At 45.4% G+C, this 18,291-nt stretch carries 8 protein-coding genes; all 8 read left to right on the top strand.

The genetic code is table 11. The features are described 5' to 3' along the window. Positions 1-368: 368 nt before the first annotated feature. Positions 369-3,812 carry a non-ribosomal peptide synthetase gene (locus tag L693_RS0117140; RefSeq protein ID WP_231503685.1) on the top strand — a complete coding sequence of 1,148 codons (3,444 nt, stop codon included), beginning with the start codon at positions 369-371 and terminating at the stop codon, positions 3,810-3,812. 3 nt (positions 3,813-3,815) lie between these two features. After that, positions 3,816-12,449, top strand: a complete 8,634-nt coding sequence (locus L693_RS0117135) for a non-ribosomal peptide synthetase (RefSeq protein ID WP_025718553.1) — start codon at positions 3,816-3,818, stop codon at positions 12,447-12,449. Continuing rightward, positions 12,446-13,327: a hypothetical protein gene (locus L693_RS0117130; RefSeq protein WP_025718551.1), complete on the top strand. Its 882-nt coding sequence runs from the start codon at positions 12,446-12,448 to the stop codon at positions 13,325-13,327. Before L693_RS0117135 ends, L693_RS0117130 begins: the two co-directional genes overlap by 4 nt. A gap of 225 nt (positions 13,328-13,552) precedes the next feature. Continuing rightward, positions 13,553-14,458: an NUDIX hydrolase gene (locus L693_RS0117120; protein WP_025718550.1), complete on the top strand. Its 906-nt coding sequence runs from the start codon at positions 13,553-13,555 to the stop codon at positions 14,456-14,458. Between the two features lie 24 nt (positions 14,459-14,482). Continuing rightward, positions 14,483-14,974 (top strand): NADAR family protein, encoded by a 492-nt coding sequence (locus tag L693_RS0117115; RefSeq protein WP_025718548.1) that lies wholly within the window; start codon positions 14,483-14,485, stop codon positions 14,972-14,974. Next, positions 14,971-15,873, top strand: coding sequence for a TIGR02452 family protein (locus L693_RS0117110; protein ID WP_025718547.1), 903 nt, complete (start codon positions 14,971-14,973; stop codon positions 15,871-15,873). Before L693_RS0117115 ends, L693_RS0117110 begins: the two co-directional genes overlap by 4 nt. Before the next feature lie 76 nt (positions 15,874-15,949). Continuing rightward, the gene (gene cysC / locus L693_RS0117105; RefSeq protein ID WP_025718546.1) at positions 15,950-16,552 is read left to right on the top strand and encodes an adenylyl-sulfate kinase; all 603 of its coding nucleotides are present in this window, start codon (positions 15,950-15,952) and stop codon (positions 16,550-16,552) included. A gap of 209 nt (positions 16,553-16,761) precedes the next feature. Beyond that, positions 16,762-18,219, top strand: a complete 1,458-nt coding sequence (gene katA, locus L693_RS0117100; protein ID WP_025718544.1) for a catalase KatA — start codon at positions 16,762-16,764, stop codon at positions 18,217-18,219. The last annotated feature ends 72 nt before the right edge of the window (positions 18,220-18,291 follow it).

The following is an 18,291-nucleotide window of genomic DNA, read 5'->3' as shown; positions in this document are numbered from 1 at the left end:
AGTAACCATCCTGTGGTATTGTTATTGTAGAGCATTAAGTGATAGCTATACACTTATTCTAAAGAAATTTTCGGTCGAAAGACAAGCTCTAATTGGATTGGATGAAATTTTGATGAAGACTACTGAGGCGTTAACACAATGGCCGCAGCTAAGAAGCGATACCTTTTTGGAATATCGGATCAATATTTGATTGCTCATGGCGAACTTGAATTTCTAGGGATGCCGGGAATGCTACACCTGATGTCATTTCTTCTCCTCCAGCTAAATTCCCATTTTAATGTAAAGTTGTGATTATAGTTTATCCATAAATGACTTCTACGCCTTATGGAGCAAGCCTTAATTGATATGAACGTTAATGGGAGAGGGAGATGAAGTTAAGCATGTTACACGGTACATTAGCGGATTACCCGCGGGATCAAACAATTCATCAATTGTTTGAGGAGCAGGTTGAGCGCTCACCGGAGCAAGTGGCAGTCGTATTTGGAGACAAGCACTTGACGTATGCTGATCTAAACAAACAGGCCAATCAACTTGCACGCGTTCTGCGGGCCAAAGGCGTAGATACAGACGAGCCTGTAGGGATTATAGCCGAGTGCTCATTGGAGATGATCGTCGGGATTTTTGGGATTTTAAAAGCCGGGGGAGCCTATGTGCCCATTGACCCCGAATATCCCAAGGAACGTCTACGCTATATGCTGACAGATTCTGGCGCAAAGCTTCTGCTAACCCGGCTGCCAATTAACCAACAAGTGGGGCTTGATGCTCTTGTGCTGGATTTAACAAACCAGCAAAATTATGGAGAAGAAACAGAGAATCTCACATCTATTCATAGTTCAGATGCGCTGGCTTGCATTATGTACACGTCTGGCTCTACGGGCGAGCCTAAGGGAAACCTGACAATGCATTATAATATTACTCGGGTCGTTAAAAAGACGAATTACATCCAATTTGCGACAAAAGATCGTATATTACAAATGGCCAGTTTTTCGTTTGATGGTTCTACATTTGGTATATACGGGGCTCTGCTTAATGGAGCCACCCTCGTTTTGACCCCACAAGCTCAAATCATGAATGCACGTGAGCTATCACGCGTACTACGGACACAACAAATCACGAAATGCTTCATTACGACAGCGCTTTTTAATGCATTGGTGGATATTGATCCCGATTGCTTTGCAACACTTGAAACCTTGCTATTCGGCGGTGAAAAGGTGTCGGTCAGCCATGTGCGTAAAGCATTTACCCACCTAGGCCCCGGTCGTTTAATTCATGTCTACGGACCGACTGAGAGCACGGTATTTGCAACTTTTTACCGGATTGATCATTTGGACGAAAATGCCAATACCATCCCGATTGGCAAACCAATCAGTAATACGTCGGTTTACATTCTGGATCATGATCAGCACCTTCTGCCACAAGGAGTTGCAGGTGAACTATGCATTGCCGGGGATGGATTAGTTAGAGGTTATTTGAACCGCCCCGAGTTGACACAGGAAAGGTTTATTCAGTCTCCATGGGTGCCGGGAGGCAGGTTGTACCGAACCGGAGATTGGGTAAAAGAGCAAACGGACGGAAATATCGAATATATCGGACGGATCGACGATCAAGTAAAAATAAGAGGCTTCCGAATTGAGCCAGGGGAAGTAGAGTCACATCTATTAAAAATTAATGATATCCAGGAAGCCGCTGTTATCGCGCGTGAAGATGAGACGGGTCAGAAGCAGCTGGCAGCGTACTTTACTGCGAACCAAATGCTGACATCAGATGAACTTAAAAACACTCTCTCTGCAAAGCTGCCGAGCTATATGATTCCATCTTTTTTTATGCAATTAGAGCAGATGCCGCTGACACTGAATGGAAAGCTGGATCGCAAGGCACTGTTGGCTCTTAAAGGTAATTTGCATACTGGGGCAGCATACGTGTCCCCTGAGCCAGGGCTGGAAGCCAAGCTGATGGAAATCTGGCAGGATGTGTTAGGTATTCAGCAGTTCAGTGTTTTAGATAGCTTCTTTGACCTCGGCGGGCATTCTATTCATGCACTTACGCTGATGTCGAGAATGGAGCGGGCAGGATTTCATATCACTTTGACAGATATATACCACTATAAAACAATTCGGGCCCTCGCTGCTTATCTTCATTCGGCTCAGCATGATGAAGGTTCCAAGAAGCAACAGGGCATCATAGAAACCAAACAAGAATTGACTTCTTGGCTGCATCAAGAAACAGGGGATGTTTACGAGCTGGTGAAATATCAGGTGCGAGATTTCCTTCACGAAGTTAGAGATATTCAGGTGCTTTACTCGGGCCCTGACGCTGACATTGACGTTAACCATATCATACGGATCATGGATGGGAAAATTGCTAAAGAACTATTACCACATTATATTGTACCTCTGCATCAAAAAGCTAAGTTGGATGATCAATACTGGACCATCAATGAAGAGGTGTTTTTCCAGTGTCTGGACTTGAAAGGCATGGATACGGATAAAGTAGCAAGGTTTCGCAAGCAGCTGGAGGACGATTATTGGAGAAAAGATCAATGGGTTCTAACGGGACAAGTGGCACAAGAATATCCACTCAGTGGAATTCAACAAATGCAAATTTCGTTTCATACACCACCCAGTGTAGGCATTTTTCGGCTCGACGAGCATGTGAATTATGATTTTCTGGATCAGGCTTACGCTCAATTTTTACAAAGTCAAGGATTACTGAGAAGCGTCCCTGTCCCAAGAGACGGGTGGACATTTTGGAGGGAGTATGTACTTCCTGACGCTAACCTGCCAAAACTTAAGATCATTGACGTGTCGGATAGCAGTCCCTGTGGGTCCTTTTCGGAAATGATAAATGATTATATTACAAGTACTCGATACATCGGAGAGCATACTTTGTTTCACATGTTTGTGCTGAAACGAAATCTTCGTGAGCATTACGTCATAACTCTTTATCATCATGCCATATGTGATCGGGTGACCTCGGAGGTGGCTGAACGACAGATGCTTGCTTGCTACAGAAGCCTGCTTCAGAACCAATCCTTTCCTACCGATGAAGTGAAGCCCTATGCAGAGTATGTGAAACAAATCCAAAGTGGGCCCAAACGAATTACGGAACAAGAATTGATGACATCCTTTCAGCTGGAAGCGTTTCAAAAAAACAAGCAGGACCTTTTACGATCCCCCAAGCTAAGAACGAGTACCGAAGCCTATCTGTTTAGCGTGAGCATCCCGGCTGAAAACCCATCTTTAGAGTTGGCGCTTTCTGTCTATACAAGGGGCTTGCAAACTTATTTAGGCATGGATAAGCTGCCATTGTTATTTTTATATGATGGAAGAAGGTATGACGAGGCGGCGTATTATAACACGGTTGGTGAATTTATTGATTTTGTGCCTATGTTGATGGGTATGAAGCAGAATCCAGATGAAATGCTGCAGTCTGTCAGAAGCAGGCTGGATTTATTAAAACGCCATACTATCAATTTTATGGATCTACTTACAAGCCCTGCTTACAAAAAACAGTGGGAGCGGACCCGAAAACTTGTACAGTTTGGGAAGCAGTATGAGCACCTAGATGTATTCATGTTTAACTATTTAGCCAATAGTACCAGGGAAGGCCTGAAGTACAGTCATTATTACGATGATGCTGTCATAAAGCAACCGAATCCGCTCCCGATCTATTCACTGTTCAACTGCATTGCTACCTCCTACACGGACGGCCTTATTTTTTCTATGCGCTGCAGCTACGAGATAGAGGTTGAGGAAGTCAGGGCTGCTTTTTATCAAGCGGCTGGTATAGCATCCCGGATAGGAGAGGTTTAATAAATGATCGAATCTTCCATTACTGCTATTCAGAGTTTGTCTGGTATGCCGGACAATAACCGACGGTACTTGCCTTTATTTTCTCATTGCAGGGGGAATACGGGACAGCCTAAAGATAAAGATCAAATACTTTACAAAATTCGTTTGAAAACAAGTCAGGTCAAAGCGATTATAGAATTTGTACAGCAGCATCAGCTGGGCATGCCTGCTTTTATAACATCCATATGGTCTGTACTTCTATCCCATTACGCCAATCAATATGCTGTGCCTGTTTTATATTCCGTGATATCAGACAAAGAGGGGGGAGCATGTCGTCGGGATTATCCACTTCTTATCCATATTCAGAGGGAAGATCATCTTCTTTCCTTAATGCAAAGGGTAAAGGCAGAATGGGACAAACGACATAGTAACGAGCGGATAGAGGCTTTTTCACAGCCAACGAAGGTCGATTCCCCATCAGGAATAGATGAAGATTATTTCAATGTGGGCATCGTAGAAACGTGTGGTGACTTCTCGTATCCAAGTTCGAACACAAAAACGCCAGCTCCCTTGTGCAGTGTAAATCAACCAGAGATTGCATTCTGCTACCGTTATGGTCCGGATATATTGGAGTGTACAATACAGTATAATGGCAGACATTTCGGAAAAAGACAGATGGCTAGACTCGCAGACCATTTTCAAATCCTACTGGAAAATATACTCCATCTTCCGGCGAAAAAGGTACTCTTTCACCCCATGCTGACCACAAAAGAATACAAGCAGATGCAACAATGGAATGATACAGAACAAGCATATCCCTTGGATAAAACTGTGGTTCATCTGATAGAGGAGCAGGCTGCCAGAACACCCGAGACGATTGCATTGGAGTTTGGAGAGCTCAAGTTGACCTACTTTGAGTTAAATCAACGGGCAAATCAAATCAGCCGCGCGATTTTGGAGTCGCTTTCGATACAGGAGCATGAAGTTTTGCCGCCTGGCACGTTAATTGCCATTTTCATGGATAGAAGTCTGGATGTAATCCCGGCGATGATAGGGGTTATGAAGGCGGGAGCCGCTTATCTTCCGATAGATCCCCAATATCCTGGAGAACGGATTCGATTTATTTTAGAAGATGCGCAGGCGAAAATGATTATAACGCATAGCAAACTAGTGACCAAACTGAATCTGTTTATTTCTCGAAATAGTATGGAAACGCATTCGCTGATTTGTGTGGATGAGTGCCTGATGCAGCCGCGTTATCATCCCGATGAGAACTTAAATATTCGCGTTAAACCGCGGGTGAAACAGAATGACCTGGCTTATGTTATATACACATCCGGTTCCACTGGAAATCCGAAGGGGACCCTTATTGAACACGCTGGACTTGTTACTCTAATCCCTTACCTTGTTGAAAAGTTCGGTATTAGCCCTGACTCCAGAGTCATGCAATTCGCCTCTATCAGTTTCGACGCTTCAGTCTACGAATGGGTTGGAACGTTAACCGTAGGCGGGACACTTGTTGTGCTATCGGATAAGGAGCTGCCGCCTTATGCGGATATTTCGGACGTTCTTGAAGAGAAGAATATCAACATTGCCATGCTGACACCGTCTGTGCTGCGAACGATGAAACAAAGAGATCTGCCTGAACTGCGCACAATCGTATCTGCGGGAGAGCCCTGTACATCGGATATTGTGGACTATTGGGGAAAAGGAAGACTGTATGTGAACGCTTACGGTCCGACCGAAGTCACGGTCATTTGTTCCACATCTGTATGCAAGCCTGGGAAAGGAATTACGATCGGCAAACCCGTCTATAACAAACGATTGTTTGTATTGAATTCATTTGGCAATCCTGTACCAGTCGGTGTTCCTGGCGAGCTGTGGGTGGGTGGAATAGGACTTGCCAGAGGATACTTGAATCGTGATGAGCTGACCCAGGAACGCTTCGTTCACAAACAGATTGTCATGGGCAGGGAGTATCCAGCACAGACAGAGCGGTTATATAAAACCGGAGACATTGTGAAATGGACGCCGAACGGTGAACTGGTATTTATCGGCCGCAGTGATGAACAGATCAAAATCAGAGGCTATCGTATCGAACTGGGAGAAATAGAGCATCGGCTTCGCCAGCATCCTGGCATTGGACAATGTGTTGTGAAAGCATGGAAGGATGAATCATACCATAAACTGGTGGCGTATTTTACTGCCATAAAAAGGCTGAAAGAGGCCGAGCTGGCGCAGTATTTAAGCTCTGTTTTACCTGCTTATATGGTTCCAGCTTATTTTTGTCAGCTGGATTCATTACCAGTAAATACAAACGGAAAAGTTGATCGTAGAGCTCTTCCCGATCCGAAAGCCACCTTATTTGTCCCTGCTGAGGAAGCTGCGGAAGCAGGTGAGGCTGGGTTTGAACAGCGCCTGCTTCGAATTTGGCGGCAGATCTTAAAAAGAGGCGATATCGGTGTTAACGATCATTTTTACGCGGTTGGGGGAGATTCCATTCTTGCCATTCAGGTCGTATCTATGGCGAGGGATGATGGTATTATGCTTACTCCAAGACAAGTTGCAGAGTACCCAACCATTAAGGATTTAGCTGCTGTGGCTACTTGGGCAGACTGTGAGAAGAAGGAAGAGTGTATCGTTGATTTGACGGGCGAATTTGGTCTGACGCCGATCCAGCACTGGTTTTTCGAGCAGCAGTTCGTAGAACCGGATTATTTCAATCAATCCCAGCTGTTTTTACTACTCCGTGATTGTGACCCCGCACAGCTGGAAACGGCCATCAACCAATTGATTCGACTGCATCCAGAGCTTTCGATGGAGATCTCAGCCAGAGAGCATACGTATTCACAGCGCTACCGAGCAGATACCTCCATTCAACTTGCCAGCCACACTATTCAACAAATCAATTGCCCCGAATCTGAAATTACAAGCATATGCAATGCATGGAACAGACAACTGAATTATGAGACAGGCACGATGATGTATGCAGGAATCATCCAAGGTCATCCTGATGGTAATGCTCGTCTTTTTATAACGATTCATCATCTGGTCATTGATGGAGTGTCTTGGAGAATATTAGTTCAGGAATTATATCAATTGTATCACGGTACAGCGTTGCCTCCTGTTTCAAACCCATATAAAAACTGGCAGTCCGCATTGATGGATTATGCCAAAAATAAAAATATTCTAAATCATCTAGAGTACTGGAAGCAAGTACAGCTTCAAAGCTCGGCATTTGTGCTGCCGGTAGATCATTGCCCAGATCACAAAAAGAGCGGCGAATCTTCGGAATTCGTGATAATGCTTACTCAAAGCGATACGCAGCTGCTTTTGCACCATTGCTCTCAGGCTTATCATACCGAGATTAACGACCTGCTGCTTACGGCCTGGTCGCTGGCACTTTCCGCTTGGTCTGGACAGAAGACGATTGCGTTTCGGTTAGAAGGTCATGGACGTGAGCATCTTGTATCCGATATGGATCTGACAAGAACCATCGGTTGGTTTACCTCCATATTTCCGGTATGTATTCAGGTTAGGGACAGTGGCTCCTTGGGAGAGACGATTAAATCCGTCAAAGAGCAGTTGCGCTGTATTCCTCACCGTGGTATATCATACGGTGCTTTGAGATATTGCCATCCGAACGAAGAGGTCCGTACCAAGTTAGCAGCCTCCGAACCTCTGGCTTTATTTAATTATTTGGGTCAATTTGATCAGGCAAATACGAGTGGTCTAAACGAGTGGTTAGGTTTTACACGTGACGCTGCGCAGGATCATAGCTCGCCGCTTAATCATGGAACAAGCCTATTGGAGCTCAACTGTTCCATTGTTCACGGAAAACTGCATTTGTTTATGAAATTTAGCAAACGTCACTATGAAGAAGCGACCATTTCTCGATTGATAAATGCTTTCAAGTCATATCTGCTTGCCATTATCGAGGATTGCAGTCAGACGGAACATGAGGAGTTTACACCAAGTGATTTTCCGTCGGTTTCATTGGAGCAGCATACGCTGGATCAGATCGTATACAAGTACCACATGCAATATGGTCTGGATAAAATGATGTATTTAAGTCCCTTACAGGAAGGTTTGCTATTCCATTATTTGGAACATCCCGCTTCTGATCAATACTTCGTGCAGGTTCGTTGGGAATACCATGGCAGGCTGGAGGTAAGCCGTTACCTGGAAGCATGGAACAGTGTGATTGCCGAAAATGATTGCTTGCGGACATGTTACGTTTGGGAATCGCTGGACAAGCCCTTGCAATGCATTATCCGAACAGCAGAATTGGATGGGACGTTCCTGGATTTTGCGGCAGAGCAGCCAGAGCGGCAACAGGAATATATTGAACGATGGATGGCACAGGATCGTAATCGCCGTTTTGATCTGAGCAAGCCTGCATATCGCCTAGCACTGATTCAGACTGCCCCGGAAGCGTGGACGGTGATCTGGAGCTATCATCATATATTGCTGGACGGTTGGAGTCTGCCCCTGCTGCTGAATCGGGTTCATGAACTCTATGGTTGTAGCCTGCAAAATATAATGCCACGACGTAGCTTGTCCCATTCTTGTGACGCTTTCATTCGTTGGTTGAACGGTAAGGATCGAACGGAGGCTGAATTATTCTGGAAGGCTTATTTGGCTGACGTAACGGAGCCAGCTTCTCTGCCTGTAAAGAAAGGAGGCATACTTCCCGATGTACATCAGCCAATTGAGAACCAGCAGATCGAGACTCTGTATATTGATTCAAGCCTAACCAATCGTATCGCTGCTTTTGTACAGCAAACACAAGTTTCATTAAACACGTTGGTACAGTTCGCATGGGGGAAAGTGCTGCAGGTCTATCATGATGCAGATACAACCGTTTTTGGCCTGGTCGTGTCCGGGAGGGGATCGGATCTGGCAAAAGCAGATCGAATCACAGGCATGTTGATTAATACGTTGCCTCTGGTCATGCACTGGAATGTGGAGCAAGCCATTACAGCATATCTAGAGGAGTTGCACCAAACCATTCAGAAGCTGAATGACTACAGCTATGTGAGTCTGAACGAACTGAAGGGCTGGAGTGCTATTCAGGGACATGCGATGTTTTACAGCATCGTGGCATTCGAGAATTATATGAACGACTATCGGCAGCCTGAAAATGGATTAAACATGTCAGGTATGGAGGAGCGTGAAAAAACCAACTATCCGATGACCCTCACGATTGCCAACGACGGAGAACAGATAACCATCAAGTTTATTTACGATGCGGATCAATTAGAGCAAGAAACGATTTGCCGGTTGGAAGAGCACCTGCTGAATACGTTGCAATATGTGCTGGACCATCCGAATCATAAAGTAGGAGATGTGTGTTTTATAAGCAAAGACGAATATGATCGAGTCGTCTACGACTGGAATAATACGTATACAGCATATCCCAGAGATCGTTCTATTGTTGACTTGTTTCAGGAACAAGCGAAGCTGCGGCCTTCACAGCCTGCAATTGTTACGTACAACCAGGTTATGACTTACCACGACCTAAACCTAATGTCCCAGCAGATTGCCAATAAGCTAACGGATGATGCAGACAGTCGATGCGACACCAAACCGTTTAGAAATGGGAGGTTTATTGGAGTATACTTGCCACGCTCTCCCGAATTCATTGTCTCCATCCTGGCGATTATGAAAGCAGGATATGCCTACGTTCCCATCGACCCCGATTTTCCGGCAGCAAGAACGCGTGAATTGGTCGAGGACGCCAGACTGGACACCATCATCACCTCGCAGCAAGGAGCGGAGAGTATCTTGGAGGCCTGTGAGGGAATCCATTTAAAGCTAATGTATACAGAGCATTTTGACCAGACTGAAGTTGTACCACAAGAAGAGAAAAGGAATATAACTGCTCCTGCTCCCAATGACCTTGCTTACCTGCTATATACATCCGGCTCGACGGGAAAACCCAAAGGCGTTATGGTAGAACATCGCAATGTCATCCGCTTGGTCAAAAACACCAGCTATTTCTCGTTTTCCTCTGATATCAGGCTGCTCTATACGGGTTCGCCCGTTTTTGACGCTTCTACGTTTGAAATTTGGGGGACATTGCTGAACGGAGGCCAACTGTTTGTCGTATCAAAGGATGGTCTCCTCAACATCCATATGCTGGAGCAGCGGATGAAGTTATGGGAAATTAATACACTATGGCTAAGTTCCGCACTGTGCAACCACTGGATTGAAGAAAATGAAAGGATGTTTGCTGGACTCAGATCGCTGGCTGTAGGTGGGAACGTTTTATCGGTTAAGCATATCAATCGCATCCGGCTTGCCTATCCGGAACTTTCGATCCTCAATCTGTACGGCCCAACGGAGAATACTACATTTTCGACGAGCTACCGGATCGAAGAGCCTTTTGAGCAGAATATTCCCATTGGCAAACCCATTAGTAATTCAACCTGCTATATTTTGGACAAAAGGGGCCGAATCCAGCCTGTCGGGGCAGTCGGAGAATTATATGTGGGAGGGGACGGGGTTGCAAGAGGGTATTGGCAGCAAAACCAGCTGACACAGCGTGTCTTTATTCCAAATCCATATACCTCTGCCAAGGACCGTGAAAGAGGAGTGAATCTGGTTCTCTACCGCACGGGAGATCAAGCAAGATGGTTGCCGGATGGTAATATCGAATTTATTGGACGAATTGACGATCAGGTGAAGCTTCGTGGCTATCGAATCGAGCCCGGCGAAATCGAATTCCGTCTTGGCAACTACCCTGTTGTGAAAGAATGCCTGGTCGTTGCCCGCGAGCTTTACGGGGAATTGCGGCTGATTGCTTACTATACAGCAGAAGAGGAAGAGCCGGAGGGGCAGCTTCAATCTTTTATGGCTGATGGTCTTCCATCATATATGCTACCCTTTCGTTACGTTTGGCTGAGGTCTTTCCCATTAACGATTAACGGGAAAATCAATCGTAAAAAGCTGCCTTTGCCAGCAATCCAAAACAGCGGTATCGAATCAAATTCCGGACCACTGACCGAAATAGAACAAATCATAAAAGAGATCTGGAGTCGAGTTCTGAAGCTTGATCAGATCGGCAAGGCTGATCACTTTTACGCGTTGGGAGGGCATTCGCTTTCTGCGCTGCGTATAGCCAGCCTGCTGCAAAAAAGCGGTTATCCGGTTACAGTCAACCAAATATTTCGCGAGCAAACCATCGAACGGTTGGCCCTTTCATTGAGCAGGGAATTGGCGGATACAGGAGCTGTTCTTTGTCCAAATAAAAATATCCCATCTAGTCAGTCTACAAAGAAGGGTTATCCTAATAATGGATTTCCGCTGTCTGCCGTACAAAGACGTTTTTTTCAAAGAGACCTGACGAATCGCAACATGTTTAATGTGCCTTACCTCGCTCTGCTCAAGAAATACATCTCCAGAGAGTTGCTAAACACGTCGCTGGAGGCATTACGGAATAAACATGTGGCGCTACGCCTGTCATTTTCCCAACTGGATCATGATGAATGGTATCAGTATGAGCAGAACATGAGCGTAGAACAGGTTGTTTCTTACGTGGATCTGCAAGTGATCCCAGGTTCACATGACGCCTTCCTTTCGGAATACTGCGCGAAGGTTCAGCATGAATTTAACATCGAGGAGGGCCCTTTATGGAAGGTGGTGCTGTTTGACCACTATGGCCAAGAAAAACGTCAGGTGATATTACTCCTGTTCCATCATTTAATTTTTGACGGCATATCGTTAAACATTTTATTAGAGGATTTGAAGCATCTTCTCTTGCCGGGAATGGGAAGTGATTTGGCGTTACATGGGGGAGAGGAAAGCAGCTATCGGGATTGGTGCATGGCGTTGACACAATATGCGGCAAAAGACATTCCTTCTAAAGCAGCAATCTACTGGAGAAGGGTTGTGGAAGGTGGTAAGTCTTTAGAGGTCGACAGGGATTCGGAGATCGAGCCTTTACACTGCCACATGACAACAATTACACAGGATTTACTTGAAGGAGAGGGACATATCAGCCTTTTAAAAGCATTGGCTGTGAAGCAGCATACTACACCGCTAAGCATCCTGCTAACAGCCTTGTCACAGGCTTGCTTCCAGCTGAAAAAGCAATCCGATTTGCTGCTGCATGTAATGTCTTATCAACGCGAGTCTTTTTTGCCGGGGATTATGATTGATCGTACGATTGGTTTTTTTGCCGGAGCTTACCCTATTCGAATCCAAATTCCCGAAGAGGAGCTGTCAAAAAGTTGGAGAACTATGCTGGAAGATATCAAGCAGACGTTGCAGCATATTCCATCTGAAGGACTGGATTACTTTATTTTACGGTACATGATACAGGATATGTATCCAAATACAGAGCCACTACAAGACGGGACACACATGCTTTTCCATTATCAATCGGAGGAAATGGACGGGCTGGCAGATGATTTGTACGAGCCTTTGACCCTTCCCTACGGAAATACCAACGCGCCGGACAATCCCTCTGCTTACAAGCTAAATATGACAGCAAGTCTTAAACATGATCGTTTAAGCTTAACCTGCTATTACAGTTCACTTCACTATGAAGACCAAACAATTGCTAAGCTTGTACGCTTAATATCCGGGTGGCTGCGCCAAAGCATTGGTGCTCATCCCAATACTATGATAGTGGAGAGGAGTTTCCGGCTATGAAAATATACGAATTTTGCCCTTTTTTTAATGAAAATCGGATTGCAGATATTAAAATCAAAGAAAATGCCCGCTGGATTGACGAGCTACATGTGGTCGAAGCCAACAAGACGTTTAGCTATTTGGATAAGCCCCGCAACTTTAATCCGGATTATGTTGGTCCAAAGGTCATTCATCATTCATTGCATGCGGATCATCTGTTTCGCGAGCCTGAGAAGAATTCATTGTATTTTGATGTGGCTAGCTGTGGTGCGGAACACTTTGACCGCTGGTACTGGCGTCTGCTCAGCTATAACAGCGCGTTTCATAATGAAGCTTGCCAAAGAAACAGGAGTACCTCTATCTTGCGGGATCGGGTTGAGGACGATGATGTGATCATATTGGCTGACTTCGATGAGATCGTGGATAGCCGGATGGCGGACCGGATTGTGTCGGAAGTGAAGAAGCACCAGATTATTACGATTAAAATGCATTATTCTGTCTTCTTTCTGAATCTGTTTTGTCAATCTAATCATGGTGCTCCTCATTGGAGCTATCGCGTGTTCGCCATGACAGGGCGGTACTTCAAAAGTATGCCATTCTCATCTGACTATCTCAGGAAGAAAGGGATTGCTGAAGCGTTGTATCAAGACATCTATTGCTTGGAGGAACCAGCCGGATTCCATCATTCATGGCTTGAATATCAGAAAACCGCGCTTCCCAAGTTGCAGGCATTTGCCGCCAATGTAGAGGATAAAAGTATCTTGAATGCAGATTATATTGATCAATGTTTACATGATAAAAAACTATATTATATCGACACCGAACTTTATGTTGATAACTCAAAATCGTTTTTGAGCAGTCTACAGGAGCTTGAAATAGATGATCTTTGGTATAAATAAAGGAAGCTATGCTTTAGCTGTCCGAGAAACCCGGTCCATACAAGACTAGGGTTTTTCTTTTGTTTTCAATCAGTGAAGTGCAAAGCCCTTCACTGATTGAATATGGATTTCATGGAGAAGATGTTGACAAAGCCAAATTCATTTATTACCATGTTGATATTAACATTTTGTTTTTATCATAACAATAATAACCTATACCAATATAAGAACAGGCGGGTGACGCAAGTGACAGAAATACCAAAATACAATCCTGACGGCTTGACGGAGGAGCAATTTCTGGCCGCTTATGATGCAACACAATACGAACGTCCGTCAGTAACGGTAGATATGCTGCTCTTTACTGTAATGGACCAGCTCCAGCATAATTATCGCAAGCTGCCTGAGAAGACACTCCAGCTGCTTTTGATCCAAAGAGGCGAGCACCCTTTTATAGGGCAATGGGCGTTGCCCGGTGGTTTTGTGGGTATGGATGAAAGCCTCGAAGAAGCTGCGCAACGCGAGCTTAAAACCGAAACGAATGTGGATCAGATTTATATGGAGCAGCTATACACTTGGGGAGATGTAGCACGTGATCCGCGGATGCGGGTTATCAGCTGCGCTTACATGGCATTGGTAGACCATGATTCCTTGGAGGTACAGGCCGGGGACGATGCCGCAGATGCCCGATGGTTTGAGCTGGATTACAGTGTGGTTCAGGAGACGCGGACTAATCAGCCGGAGGGTTACACGTGGGAGCAAGACATTGACGTTACCCTGAAGCATGGGGACATTCGTCTGTCTGCCAAAGTAAAATTGACCGAACTTCTGAAGGGGAAAACCATTGAAATCAAGCGGGAAGTGCTGGAGTCAGAGGGAATTGCCTTTGACCATGCCAAAATTATTGCGTATGGGATCGAGCGTCTGCGCAGCAAAATTGAATATGCAGATATCGCATTTCATCTGATGCCCTACCTGTTTACATTGGGTGAGCTTCAACAGGTGTATGAAATTATTTTGGGTAAGGAGCTATTGGCTGCGGCTTTCCGCCGTAAAATAGCGGATCTCGTGGAAGAAACGAATGAATATAGAAAGGCGGCTGGACATCGTCCATCCAAGCTATACCGATTCAAGCCCAGGTCGCGTTTTATATAAAGGAATATGAAATGAGGAATTATCATGGAAAAGTTTACATTTTTTTATCGCAGTCATTCGCCATTTTCGCAATGGTATCCTTCTGATTTTGTTGTGGAGGGTTTGGAGTTTAACTGCGCTGAGCAATATATGATGTTTAAAAAAGCGCAGCTTTTTGGGGACGAGGAGGCGGCCCGGAAAATTATGCTGGCATCCACCCCTCGAGAGCAAAAGGCCCGTGGTCGTAGTGTACGCGGGTTTGATCAATCCTTGTGGGACGAGAATTGCCGACAATTTGTGTATGACGGTAACTATGCCAAAATTACGCAAAATCCGAATCTGCTTAAATATCTGCTTAAGACGAAGGGGACCACACTGGTTGAAGCTAGTCCGACAGACACCATTTGGGGTGTTGGCTTGGCTGAAAATGATGCCCGCATAAACAACCGCAAGTTATGGCGAGGCACAAATTGGCTAGGGGAAATATTGACGAATTTACGTGAGGAACTATTGCAAAAGGAGGAATTGTCATCATGACAAATACGATGAATCACCGGAGCAACCGGGTTACTCGATCACAGATGGCGCAGGAAACGCTATCTATTTTGGAGAATAGATATTACACAAATACCAAACAAGTACAAGTGAATATAGCAAAAGAAGTGGATAACGCGATCACAGGCTCGAAGCTATATACACCTTCTCAACTGGTGGCTTTAAAACAAGAGGCAGAGCAAAGGATACAAGGTGCATTGGAGTCCTCTTCACACATAGACAAACGGGCGCATACTGCTGCAATGATGGAAATTACGGGCGAAAGCACATTACAGGCGGCATTTAGACTCCAGGTTGAGGAGAAGCTGGAGCACATAGCGTGTTTGAATTTTGCATCAGCCAAAAACCCGGGAGGCGGGTTTCTTGGAGGCAGCCAGGCCCAAGAGGAAAGCTTGGCTCGTTCGTCAGCGTTGTATCCCTGCATTTCACAAATGGAAGAAATGTACCAGCATAACCGAAAACTGCGAAGCTGTTTTTACTCGGACTATATGATTTATTCGCCTGAGGTTCCGGTATTTCGGGATGATCAGGGAACATTGCTAGAAAAGCCATATCAGGTCGATTTCCTGACTGCGCCTGCTGTTAATGCTGGAGTCGTGCGAGAACGGGAGCCAGAGCAGGTCAACCGGATAAGCGAAGTGATGTTGGAGCGTATTCGTTACATTCTCGGAATGGCTAAGCAAAACGGGGTAGAGCATCTCGTACTGGGAGCCTATGGTTGCGGGGTATTCCGCAATAAGCCGGAAGAGGTTGCGGACTGGTTTAAGCAAGTGCTTGTAGATGAGGGCTATGCCTTGTTGTTCGAACGGGTTGTTTTTGCCGTATTGGATCATACAGCAGGTCAACGTACCTTAAGCAGTTTTAAAAAACTTCTTTCCTGAAGCCGGGGGCTATCTTACAAAAAGCTTGTTATAATATCTTGTGAAAAGTAATATGTCATGAAAAGGAGAGTGCTGAATGAATCCATCTTCGAACATTACCTGGCATATGTCAGAGGTTAATAAGCAAGCGCGTCAGCTTCTGAATGGACATAAAAGTCCGGTGCTTTGGTTTACGGGGCTATCTGGCTCAGGAAAATCAACGGTGTCCTCCACATTGGAAAAAGCATTATATGCACGCGGCATACGCACGTTTATTTTGGATGGGGATAATGTTCGACATGGCTTAAATCGTAACCTGGGCTTCCTGCCTGCTGACCGTAAGGAAAATATCCGTCGTATTGCTGAAGTGTCAAAGCTAATGGCCCATGCTGGTGTTCTTACGATTTGCGCCACCATTTCCCCTTATCGTGAGGACCGTGAAATGGTAAAGGAAATTTTACAGGAGGAAGGCTGCTATGAGATCTATATTCAATGCAGTCTGGAGGAATGCGAGCGGCGTGATCCAAAAGGGATGTACAAGAAAGCGCGAGCGGGAGAAATTCGCCATTTTACGGGGATTGATGCTCCTTATGAAGCACCGCTGGAGCCTGATCTCCTCGTATCTACTGAAGGTCGGGAGGTAGCCCAGTCTGTTCAAGATATCCTGGATTTTCTCGACAGAGAATCATTGCTGCTCTAATCTTCGTCAAACCTTTTTCAAATCTTCCTGAAATCTTCCTGAAATCTTCATTATCCAGTTAAGGAATTCATGTTTAAATAGAATAGACCTCTCATCTTGAAGCCGTCTGAATCTTTCCCTGGTTCTTTCATATATACAGTGTCAGAGGTGAGAGGCCTTTTTGATTACAACATATCGTCAACCAATTCATTGAAGAGGTGATTTTAAACATGAGTAAACAACCAACCAACCTGACTACAAGCTGGGGGGCTCCTGTCGGTGATAATCAAAATTCCATCACTGCCGGATCACGCGGGCCTACACTGATTCAGGATGTGCATTTGCTGGAGAAACTGGCGCATTTTAACCGGGAGCGTGTGCCGGAGCGTGTTGTTCATGCCAAAGGTGCGGGAGCGCACGGATATTTTGAAGTCACTAATGATTTATCTGCATATACCAAAGCAAGCTTCTTGTCCGAGGTAGGCAAGCGTACACCGATGTTTATCCGCTTTTCTACCGTTGCGGGTGAGCTGGGCTCGTCTGATACAGTGCGCGATCCGCGCGGGTTTGCGGTGAAGTTTTACACCGAGGAAGGTAACTATGATCTCGTAGGCAATAATACGCCTGTCTTTTTTATTCGGGATGCCATTAAATTCCCAGACTTTATTCATACGCAAAAACGTCATCCCCAAACTCATCTGAAAAATCCGAATGCAGTGTGGGATTTCTGGTCCTTATCTCCTGAATCACTGCACCAGGTAAGTATTCTCATGTCTGACCGCGGCATTCCCGCCACACTTAGACATATGCACGGTTTCGGTAGTCACACGTTCAAGTGGGTGAATGCCGAGGGTCAAGCCGTATGGGTAAAATATCATTTTAAAACAGAGCAGGGCGTCCAAAATCTCGATGTCGATCTGGCAGCGAAAATTGCTGGTGAAAATCCGGATTATCATACAGAAGATTTATTTAATGCCATTGAGAAGGGCGATTTTCCTGCATGGAGACTACATGTACAGATCATGCCAGTAGAAGATGCGAACACATACCGCTTTGACCCATTTGATGTAACAAAAGTATGGTCGCAAAAGGATTATCCGCTGATCGAGGTAGGACGTATGGTACTGAATCGTAATCCTGAGAACTATTTTGCAGAAGTAGAGCAGTCGACGTTCTCTCCGGGTTCATTTGTGCCAGGTATTGAAGCCTCTCCGGATAAAATGCTGCAAGGACGCCTGTTTGCCTACGGTGACGCACATCGCTACCGTGTAGGCGCTAATCACAATTCACTCCCGATCAACCGCCCGCATGCGGAAGTACACAACTATCAACGTGATGGTGCATTACGCAGTGACAGCAATGGTGGTGGCTCTGTCTACTACGAGCCTAACAGCCTCGGTGGACCGAAAGAATCCCCAGCACACAAAATCGCTCCTTTTGAAGTGTCTGGCGAAGCTCAAAGTGTAGCCTACGATCATCATGATCACTACACACAGCCAGGAGACCTGTACCGCTTGCTCAGTGAAGATGAGCGTGCACGTCTGGTTCGAAATATCGTAAATGCGATGAAACCCGTAGAAAGCGACGAAATTAAGCTGCGCCAGATCGGACATTTCTACAAGGCTGATCCTGAATACGGACGCCGTGTAGCCGAAGGCTTGGGATTGACCGTGCCTCAAGGCGAATAGAGGTATCGACAAGCTCCTAACAGAAAGTTCCACGAATATATAAAAAGGATGTCTCCAACGCCATGTATGTGG

The sequence above is a fragment of the Paenibacillus sp. 1-18 genome, assembly GCF_000520755.1.
Taxonomy (GTDB): Bacteria; Bacillota; Bacilli; order Paenibacillales; family Paenibacillaceae; genus Paenibacillus; species Paenibacillus brasilensis.
Note: the sequence above shows the minus strand (reverse complement) of the source record. Positions and strands in the feature narration are given on the sequence as shown.

Coding starts and splice junctions, on each gene's coding strand:
- L693_RS0117135 (WP_025718553.1), top strand. CDS start 3,816: ATGATCGAATCTTCCATTACTGCTATTCAGAGTTTGTCTGGTATGCCG.
- L693_RS0117110 (WP_025718547.1), top strand. CDS start 14,971: ATGACAAATACGATGAATCACCGGAGCAACCGGGTTACTCGATCACAG.
- L693_RS0117115 (WP_025718548.1), top strand. CDS start 14,483: ATGGAAAAGTTTACATTTTTTTATCGCAGTCATTCGCCATTTTCGCAA.
- cysC (WP_025718546.1), top strand. CDS start 15,950: ATGAATCCATCTTCGAACATTACCTGGCATATGTCAGAGGTTAATAAG.
- L693_RS0117140 (WP_231503685.1), top strand. CDS start 369: ATGAAGTTAAGCATGTTACACGGTACATTAGCGGATTACCCGCGGGAT.
- L693_RS0117130 (WP_025718551.1), top strand. CDS start 12,446: ATGAAAATATACGAATTTTGCCCTTTTTTTAATGAAAATCGGATTGCA.
- katA (WP_025718544.1), top strand. CDS start 16,762: ATGAGTAAACAACCAACCAACCTGACTACAAGCTGGGGGGCTCCTGTC.